General features: G+C 44.8%; 3 protein-coding genes and 1 tRNA gene. 3 read left to right on the top strand and 1 reads right to left on the bottom strand.

Annotated elements, in window-relative coordinates:
* Positions 1-882 (bottom strand): 4Fe-4S dicluster domain-containing protein, encoded by an 882-nt coding sequence (locus KAU88_01160; GenBank protein ID MCK4477125.1) that lies wholly within the window; start codon positions 880-882, stop codon positions 1-3.
* Between the two features lie 501 nt (positions 883-1,383).
* Between KAU88_01160 and KAU88_01165 the strand changes: the two genes are divergently transcribed.
* The 3 genes from KAU88_01165 to KAU88_01175 form a co-directional block, all read left to right on the top strand.
* A tRNA-Tyr gene (locus tag KAU88_01165) sits at positions 1,384-1,550 on the top strand.
* 147 nt (positions 1,551-1,697) lie between these two features.
* Positions 1,698-2,969 carry a right-handed parallel beta-helix repeat-containing protein gene (locus KAU88_01170; GenBank protein ID MCK4477126.1) on the top strand — a complete coding sequence of 424 codons (1,272 nt, stop codon included), beginning with the start codon at positions 1,698-1,700 and terminating at the stop codon, positions 2,967-2,969.
* A gap of 420 nt (positions 2,970-3,389) precedes the next feature.
* Positions 3,390-10,893, top strand: a 7,504-nt coding sequence (locus KAU88_01175) for a PKD domain-containing protein (GenBank protein ID MCK4477127.1), incomplete at its 3' end; no start/stop codon positions are given.

Below are 10,893 nucleotides of genomic sequence, written 5' to 3' on the forward strand. Positions count from 1 at the left end.
TTATTTCTTCCTCGGTTCAAGACGTTTCCTTACAGCTTCCATGGTTCTTTTTCTTCCTTTTCCGCGCAACTCCTTTGTCATTTCAACTGTAGAAGTTAACTTTTCAAGAGCCTTGTTCCACGCCCCTGAACGAACCGGGGTATGGCGTATCGTTGAGCGTGAAAGCTCCAGTGCTCCCTCTTCAGGACAGATAATGTTACATACGCCACAATAGGTGCAGAAAAGCTCGTTAACATACACCTTACTGTCTTCTTCAGAAAGATACAAAGCACCAGTTATTGGACAAACATCTAAACAATCTCTACAGCCAGAGGGACACTTTTCCTGATTAATCTTAAGTTTTCCAGTGAAAATTCTTCGGACAAGAATAGCACCTTCTGGACATTTGACTTCGCAAATACGACAACAGGGACACTGTTCTTCTCTAATGTTTACTGTGACCTTGCTGGTTTCGGGGTTTGACGTAACTTTGATGAGGTCTAAGGGACAAGCTTCCTCACAGTCATTACAATCTGTTGGACATTTTGTTACGTCCACAGTAATTTCACGAATAAGTTGCGGAAAACTTTCCTTCTCCACTACAGAGGCAATATCCTCACCGTCTATAGTAACTTGCACCGCTCCATAAGGACATATAGTAACGCATATACCACAATATTGACATTTCACTTCATCTACGTCAATCATTGGGCGTTGAGCCTTTTGTCCCTCTTTTTTCGGTTGTCTGGTAATTGTGATGGACTCTCTCGGACAAATAAGGCTGCAGAGTTCGCACCCTACACACAATTTGCGGTCAACAATTAATCTATAGCTTTTTGCGTGATGAATCCTTTCTACTACGAGCTGGTTGTTGGATTCGGTTTTTTGAATTTTCATGGGCATATTAAAAATCCCACATTGAATGTTAATTCTCTGAGAGACTTCGCTTGACGCTTTCTTAGGAAAGTGTGACATATGTAACCGTATATTTTATAGTTTCTGTGTCTGTTCTGCATTTATCTTCTTAACAATCTTGAGGAAAACTTCCGTAGATGCCTTCGAATTAAAGGAAAAACGCGATAGGCAGTAGCTTCTAAAGGAAAACTTAGTGAACCATTGAGATATTTGTTTGCTTTTGAAATTTTAATTTTCTCAAGGATTTTGCATATCAGAAAACATTCACAACATCCATAGATACAATAGTGAAATTTATAATATTGCTAAAATTCATGGAAGATAATCTCGAAATTTTACAAAACTCAACCACGTTTTTTTGTTAGAAGGCGCAGTTCATATTTGGGCCTAAAAAATCTAGGTGAGATTACACATTACACCAGGAGAGTTTCTGCCTTGTTTTGAAACGAAACGCATAAATCACGTGAATTGGTTTTTATCCAACTAGGTCGGGCGGTAGCTCAGCTTGGTAGAGCTTCCGAGTTTGCCAGCATGCCTGGCAGACGGAGACGCTGTAGAGGCCTGCCCGTAAGGTAGGCATCACCCAGCCTGCCGAGCATACAGCCAATTAGGCAGAAACCGGATTGTCGCAGGTTCAAATCCTGCTCGCCCGACCAAAAACCCACTTCATCAGCAAAAGATTGAACCCAACTTAGTATTCCGCTAATTGTCATATTTTCACATAAGAATAGACTATTAAAACCCAATTTCTACTGTATATGTAGAAAATCGAACATGGAATATTAGGGAGAACGCATGCCCGAATGAAACCGTTCTCGATGTCAAAGAAAACCGTCTACACAGTAATAATCACACTGTTTCTATTAATCATATTATCGCTGAAAGTTGAGAATCAATCAGTTAAAGCAGAACCTGATAATATAACCGTTCCAAACAATTATCCAACAATTCAAGAAGCCATAAATGCAGCAAACCCAGGAGACACCATTAACGTACGCGTTGGAACTTATTATGAGCATCTGAATGTAAATAAGCCCCTAACTCTCATTGGAGAAAGTAGAGAGAGCACGATTATCGATGGAAGTGGAGAAGACCGAGCCATTGTCGAGGTGACTGCCAGCAACGTTGTCATTAGCAGGTTTACTGTGCAAAACTGTTCACGAGCAGCTGGTACTTCATACGCCGGTATCAAGGTTTCAGGGTATGCCTGTAACATTACCTACAATTTTGTAACCAAAAGCAAGATTGGCATCTTTGTGACCTCTAAAGGAAGCAGAATAGCGTATAACGTTGTGGAAAATAATGGTCAAGGCATAGTACTATATTCTTCCTCTGAAGTAACAGTTGAAGCAAACAACGTCTCTGCAAACACGGTAGGTATTTCATTAGCACTTTCGTTTAACAACAGGATTATGGGCAACAGGGCTCTGAATAGCTACACGGGGGGACACGGCATAACCATTTCATCAAATTCCTTCAACAACACGATACGTGCGAATGAGCTTATGGACAATTATCACGGTATGTGGCTGTCAAGCTCATCTAACAACTCGGTTTTAGAGAACACAATAGCTAACAACAAACTGCTCGGCATTGAACTCGCCAATTCTCCAGACAACACCTTTTATCACAATAACTTCATCAACAACGGGCTTCCTCCTCATGCGCCCAGCATAAAACATGTTACCATCGATAGCAAATCAGAAAGCATTTGGGATGATAGCTATCCTTCTGGAGGTAACTACTGGTACGACTACACCGATGTCGATGAGAAGAGTGGTCCAAATCAAGACCAAGCTGGCAGCGACGAAATATGGGACAACTCATACGTCATAAACGAGAACAATCGAGATAACTACCCATCCGTCAGACCTTATGGTGATATTTCTCACATAATACCCGATGATGCACGCGCAGGAGGTGCATCTCCACTATCTGACTTCTCTTCTCTATGGATTAACATGTTAGCCGGGGTGATAGTGATCGTTATGGTAGTTGCACTATTTTGGAAGCGTAGTACAAGGAATAAAAAGAAGAAGAAGCTGAGAAAGATACGGTTGCACAAGCATCATTAGCTGTCAAAATACTTAATTCTCTTACATCGTGGGCTCTTCTGAAAAATGAATCCAAGACATTGAGCGGATTCGTAAATTCTTGCTTATACCCAATAGCTTGTTGGAAGAGATGACATTCCGAAACTGTAATATTCACGCCACTGAAGTACTCCTTAAACGATTTCTAACATTTGTTTCTAAAGGTTGACATGGTTATCTCAGTCAACATTGACGTGGATATAGAAGATAAATCCATAACCCTTTTTACTCTGTGTACGAAGAGTTTCTTAGTCCTGAAAGGAGAAAGGAGTTCCGTCTGAATGAAAAGATTAGTGGAGGTTCTCGAAGAGCGATTCACCTGTCCATTTTTGCTGTTTTGTGTGTACCCCCACTGTTTTCGTCAAAACCTCTTTTTGGTAGTAAGAAAGGAGGAGGAACACTTTGCATAAAAGAAAACTCTCTCCACCCCGCCTACGCGTATTCTCTCTCATAGTGTTGTTTCTTTTGGTTGGCGTATTATTCCTTGGATTGGTGTATGCAGGTCCAGCTCCTAGTGTGATCAGTCAGCCTTCAAACTATACTGATGTTAATGGGCAGTGGATAAATGAGCCAAACGCTTGGGACTGGAACAATTCAACCTATGCCGATGAAACCCAGCTGAGAGTTATTAATAATATATATTGGTCAGGTTTTAACGCTACGGATTTAGGGCCAATCAACAGGGTTGATCTCAGGATTGTGATTACTCTCGCAGGACTTACGAACGATTATGTAACACTGAAATATTATGTAGGTGGAGTTGAAGGAGATCCGTGGACCTCGATTACATCTTCAGTTACTCAACAATGTTTTAGTTTAGACAATGCCACGGAACCGAACGACGGATCATGGTCTTGGACCGACATAGGCAGTTTAGAAATCCGTCAGATAGGAACACAAACCAAAGGACCGGATCCCCTAACTGCGTACCGAACTCATGAAGTTTGGGCAGTTATATATTATGGCCAGCCACCAGTGGTCTCCTTTACTTACACACCAGAATATCCTTACACTGGCGAAATCGTAACCTTCAATGCCTCTGCCAGCTACGACCCAGACGGCTACATAGTTAGCTACGAGTGGGACTTTGGAGACGGAACCAATGGCACTGGCGAGATCGCAACCCACATCTATGCTAACGACGGAACCTACACAGTTACACTCAACGTAACCGATAACCACGGACTATATGACATCACTTCTAAGGGCGTCACAGTGCTTAATAGACCGCCAATAGCCTCCTTCACCGAATCCGCAGAAACCGTGCTAACGGCGGAGCCTATTTACTTTAACGCTTCAGCAAGTTATGACCCCGATGGTACAATTGCCAGTTATTTCTGGGATTTTGGAGATGGAAGCAATGCCACTGGCGTAATCGTGGAACGTGCATACGCCGACGATGGAACTTATACGGTAACCTTGACTGTTACCGACGACGATGAAGCAACAGACACAACCATGTCGACTAAGACTGTTTTGAACAGATCTCCAGTTGCATCCTTTACAGAGTCCGCTGAAACTGTTTACACCGGCGAAACTATTACATTTAACGCATCTGACAGCTATGACCCAGACGGTACTATTACAAGTTACTTTTGGGATTTCGGCGATGGGGCAAATGCAACCGGCATGATACTGACCCATTCATATGCCGATAATGGAACTTACATCGTCACTTTAACTGTCACTGATGACGATGGAGCAACAGCGTCAACAAATGCCAGCAAGACTGTTCTGAATAGACCTCCAGCGGCACTGTTCACTGAATCTGCTGAAACTGTTTATACTGGTGAGAACATCACATTCAACGCAACCAACAGTTACGATTCTGATGGCTACATTGTCTCCTACTTCTGGGGCTTTGGAGACGGAACCAACGCCACTGGCGTTATAGTTGAACATGCATATGTTGATGACGGAATCTACACAGTAACGTTAACGGTTACAGATGATGATGGCGCCACTGTCACAGCCACAGCCACTAAAACAATCTTGAACCGACCCCCAGTTGCAGTTTTCACTGAATCGGCGGAAACGGTCTATACAGGAGACGTTATTGCGTTTAACGCTTCTGACAGTTACGATCCAGATGGCATTATAGCTAATTATTTCTGGGATTTCGGTGACAGTACAAACGCAACAGGTGTTGTTGTAAGTCACGTCTATGCCGACGACGGGACATACACCGTGACCTTGATAGTTACTGATGATGATGGAGCTACAGACACCGTAACTGCAACCAAAACGGCATTAAATAGGGCTCCAATAGCCAGTTTCACAGAGTCTGCAGAGATAGTCAATACTGGTGAGATCATTTACTTTAATGCCTCTAACAGTTATGATCCCGATGGCACAATAGTTAGCTACTTCTGGGACTTTGGAGATGGAACCAACACTACCGGCGTAACTGTAGAGCATGCCTATGCCAATGATGGTAACTATACTGTAACTCTAACTGTTACAGACGACGATGGAGCAACGGCTTCCACTACAGCTACGAAAACCATTCTGAATAGGCCCCCTGTAACGACGTTTACTGAATCTGCCGAAACCGTTAACACTGGCGAGACAATAACTTTCAACGCCACAGATAGCTACGACCCAGACGGCTACATCGGCAATTACTTCTGGGACTTCGGAGATGGGACAAACGCCACTGGAATGGTTGTTAACCACGCTTACGCTGATAATGGGACATACACAGTGACTTTGACGGTAACAGATGACGACGACGCAACAGCAACCTCTAGCGCCACAAAAACTGTTTTGAACAGACCTCCAATTGCCATGTTCACCGAGTCTGCGGAAACCGTGGTTGTCGGTCAAGTTATCTACTTCAATGCATCTCAGAGCTATGACCCTGACGGCTCGATAATCAGCTATTTTTGGGATTTCGGTGATGGAACCAACGCTACGGGTGTTACAGCTGAACATGCATATGCGGATAATGGTATATACGTTGTCACACTCACTGTAACAGATAATGATGGTGCAACTGCATCGGCAAGCGCTACAAAAACAGTGGAGACAACGCCCCCCGTTGCTATTTTCACCGAATCCGCAGAAACCGTTTACACCAATGAGATCATCACGTTTAATGCATCTGCAAGCTATGATGCGGACGGCTACATTGTTAGTTATTTCTGGACGTTTGGCGATGGTACAAATGCTACTGGAGTCATTGTGGAACACGCATATGCGGAAGATGGCGTGTACACAGTAACCCTTACTGTAACAGATGATGATGGCGCAACCAACACTGCTACCTCGACAAAAACCGTACTGAATCGACCTCCTGTTGCCATGTTCACCGAGTCAGCTGAAACCGTGCTTACTGGTGAGACTATATACTTTAACGCTTCTCAAAGCTACGACTTAGACGGGTGGATTGCTAGTTACTTCTGGGATTTCGGCGACGGAACAAATGCTACCGGTGTTGTTGTAGAGCACACGTACTCTAATAATGGGGTGTATACGGTAACCTTGACGGTCACCGATGATGATAACGACACCGCCACGACCACAGCCATCAAGACTGTGTTGAACCGCCCTCCTGTGGCAATCTTCACCGAGTCTGCAGAAACTATGTACACTGGCGAGATTATCTATTTCAATGCCTCTGGCAGTTATGACGCGGATGGAACCATAGTCAGCTATTTCTGGGACTTCGGAGATGGAAGTAACGCAACTGGCGTCACTACACAACATGCCTATGCCGATGATGGTAACTATACTGTTACTTTAACTGTGACAGACGACGATGGAGTATCTTCATCAACATCTGCCACTAAGACTGTTTTGAATAGTCCTCCCGTTGCCTTCTTCACCGAGTCTGCTGAAACAGCTTATACCAGCGAGACAATGACTTTCAACGCGTCGGGTAGTTATGATCCCGATGGAACTATTGTTAGCTTTTTCTGGGATTTCAGCGATGGCGCAAATGCTACCGGTATCATTGTGAACCATGCATATGTTGATGATGGAGTCTATACTGTCATTCTAACCGTAACAGATAATGATGGCGCATCAGCATCAGCATCCGCCAGCAAAACTGTCCTAAATAGGCCACCAGTTGCCATATTCACCGAGTCCGCGACGATAGTGCTTACAGACGAGGTCATCACATTCAACGCCTCAGCCAGTTACGACCCCGATGGTACCATAGTGAGTTATTTCTGGGACTTCGGAGATGGAGTCAATGACTCGGGAGTCATTGCAAATCACTCCTATGCAAATGATGGCACATATACGGTCACTTTAACAGTGATGGACAACGATGGCGCAACTGCATCGACCAACGCTACTAAGACGGTTTTGAACAGACCTCCGGTAGCCGTATTCACCGAGTCTGCAACAACAGTGCTTACAGGTGAAGTAATAACATTTAATGCGTCCAGCAGCTATGATCCTGATGGAGCCATTGTTAGCTACTTTTGGAACTTTGGCGATGGCACAAACGCTACTAGTGTCATTGTGTCTCATGCATACACAGATAATGGAACATACACTGTTACACTAACCGTAACCGACGACGATGGCGCAACTGCTACTGCTTCCTCAACCAAGACTGTCTTGAACAGACCCCCCATAGCATCCTTCACGGAGTCTGCAGAAACCGTCTATACTGGGGAAACCATATACTTCGATGCTTCAGATAGCTACGACCCAGATGGTACTACCGTTAGTTACTTCTGGGATTTCGGTGATGGAACCAATGCTACCGGCGTCACAGTAGATCACTCATACGCAAATGATGGAAACTACACAGTGACGCTGACCATCACAGATGATGATGGAGCGACATCATCAACGAGCTCCACCAAGATAGTATTAAATACACCTCCTATAGCAGTCTTCACCGAGTCTACGGAAACTGTTTACACGAACGAGACTATCACGTTCAACGCATCTCAAAGCTATGATCCTGACGGTTCCATCGTTAGTTACTTCTGGGACTTTGGCGACGGAACTAACGTAACCGGCACAGTTGTAGTTCATTCATACATGGATGACGGAAACTATACAGTGACGCTCACTGTTACAGACAACGACGGAGCTTCGACTCCAACGTCAGCCACTAAGACTATTTTGAATAGGCCGCCTGTCGCCGTCTTTACTGAGTCCACAGAAACCGTTAATACAGGCGAAATCATCTCGTTCGACGCCAGCGATAGCTCTGATCCTGACGGCGTTATTGTTAGTTACTTCTGGGACTTTGGCGACGGAACTAATGCAACAGGCGTCACTATAGGCCACGCCTACGCAGATAATGGAACCTACACGGTAACTCTCATAATAAAAGATGACGATGGAGCAACTGCCACCGCTACCTCGGTTAAGACAGTTTTGAACCGACCCCCAGTAGCTACGTTTACTCAGTCTGCAACCGTGGTATATACAGGTGAGATTATTCAGTTTGACGCATCGGGTAGCTCTGATCCTGACGGCGTTATTGTTAGTTACTTCTGGGACTTTGGCGACGGTACCAACGCCACGGGCGTTATAGTTAACCACGCATACACAGATGATGGAACCTACATGGTGACCCTTGTAGTGACTGACGATGATGGAGCAACTGCCACAGCCACAGGATCTACAAACGTTTTGAATAGACCCCCAGTAGCCATTTTCACCGAATCGGCAGAAACAGTCTACACCAACGAGGTTATCTCGTTCGACGCCAGCGACAGCTACGATCCTGACGGCGTTATTGTTAGTTACTTCTGGGACTTTGGCGACGGCACTAACGCCTCAGGCGTCACGGTTGGACATGCATATAGTGAAGATGGACTTTATACGGTCACCTTAACCGTGACTGACGACGACGGCGCTTCAGCCTCAACGTCAGCCACCAAAACCGTCTTGAATAGTCCTCCTGTTGCATCCTTCACCGAGTCCGCGGAAAGCGTGCTCATCGGCGAGATTATATACTTCAACGCCTCGTCAAGTTATGATTCGGACGGTTCCATAATTGGATACTTCTGGGACTTTGGCGACGGAACCAACGCTACAGGTGTTACGACCGAACACGCTTACAATGGTTCCGGTACATACATCGTAACACTAACTGTCACGGACGATGACGGGGGAACAGGGATGGCAAGCACCGAAAAGACGGTAGAGGTCAACGCTCCTGTAGCTATTTTCATCGAATCGAAAGAAACGGCGCTAACAGGAGAGATCATATACTTCAATGCGTCAGATAGTTATGACCCTGACGGCACTATTGTTAGCTACTTGTGGGATTTTGGTGACGGAGCAAACGCTACAGGGATAACTGCTGACCATCTTTATGCTGACAACGGATCCTATACGGTGACTCTAACAGTCACTGATAATGATGGCGCAACCGACACCGCTACATCCATTAAGGCTATCATGAATCGTGCTCCGGTTGCTTCCTTCACTGAATCCGCGGAGAATGTTTACACTGGTGAGACGATTACCTTTAATGCGTCAGATAGCTATGATCCTGACGGAACTATTGTTAGTTACTTTTGGGATTTCGGCGACGGAACCAACGCTACTAGTATTACAGTTGAACATGCCTACGCTGAAAACGGCACATTCACTGTAACCTTGACGGTTACTGACAATGAAGGAGCAAATAGTGGTACGAGTTCAGCTAAAACTGTAGGAAATAGTCCGCCAGTTGCATCGTTTACTGAATCATCTGAAACAATTAAGACTGGAGAAACTGTTTCCTTCGACGCCAGCAGCAGTTATGACGCAGATGGTTCCATAATCAGTTACTTCTGGAGTTTCGGTGATGGAACCAACGCCACGGGCGAGACTTCAGGACACGCATACGCCGACGATGGCAACTACACTGTTACTTTAACAGTCACAGATGATGATGGAGCAGCAAACTCAATCTCATCAGCCAAAACAATCCTTAACCGTCCTCCAACAGCCCAATTTACCCAAGACAAAACAATGGCATATGAAGGCGAGCCAATATGCTTCAATGCCAGCTATAGTTATGACGCAGACGGAATAATCGTTGAATACTTTTGGGATTTCGGAGACGGAGCCAACGCCACTGGAGTGGTAGTGACCCATGCCTATGCAAGTTGCGGAAACTACACAGTAACGTTAGCCGTTACTGACGATGATGGCGCAACTGGAACCGCCAGTGGAATTACAAAAGTTTTGAATAGAGCTCCTGTTGCCTTGTTTACCGAGTCTGCTGAAACGGTTTACACCGACGAAACTATTACGTTTAACGCTACTGAAAGCTACGATCCTGATGGAACCATAATCTCCTATTTCTGGGATTTCGGAGACGGTACCAACGCTACAGGTGTAATTATAGAACATAGCTACGCAGACAACGGAAACTATACTGTTACTTTAACAGTTACCGATAATGATGGAGGAACTGCTGTTGCTACGGCAGCTAAGACTATTTTAAATTGTTCCCCTATTGCGATTTTCGCAACATCTGAAACAAGCGTACTTACAGGTCAAGTCATCCGCTTCAATGCTTCTGACAGTTATGATTCTGACGGTGTTATTGTGAGCTATTTCTGGGACTTCGATGACAGCACCAACGCAACAGGCGTAACTGTCGAACATGCCTATGCATATGATGGAACTTACATGATCTCTCTAACCATCACAGACGATGATGGAGCAATGGGACTAGCCAACGCAACAATACAAGTTTTGAATAGGGCTCCTGTTGCTATTTTTACAGAGTCCGCCGAAACTGTGTATACTAGTGAAACTATTCATTTTAATGCTTCTGCTAGTTATGATCCTGATGGCTCGATTGTGAGCTATTTCTGGGACTTTGGCGACGGAGCAAACGCCACAGAAATGATAGTCACGCATGTATATGTGAACGACGGAAACTATACTGTAACATTAATGGTTACTGATGATGATGGCGCAATCAATAGCA

The organism is Candidatus Bathyarchaeota archaeon, assembly GCA_023131225.1.
GTDB lineage: Archaea > Thermoproteota > Bathyarchaeia > Bathyarchaeales > SOJC01 > JAGLZW01.

Bases quoted from the DNA above. Each gene is read 5' to 3' on its own strand.
- KAU88_01170 (MCK4477126.1), top strand. From the start codon at position 1,698: ATGAAACCGTTCTCGATGTCAAAGAAAACCGTCTACACAGTAATAATC.
- KAU88_01160 (MCK4477125.1), bottom strand. From the start codon at position 882: ATGCCCATGAAAATTCAAAAAACCGAATCCAACAACCAGCTCGTAGTA.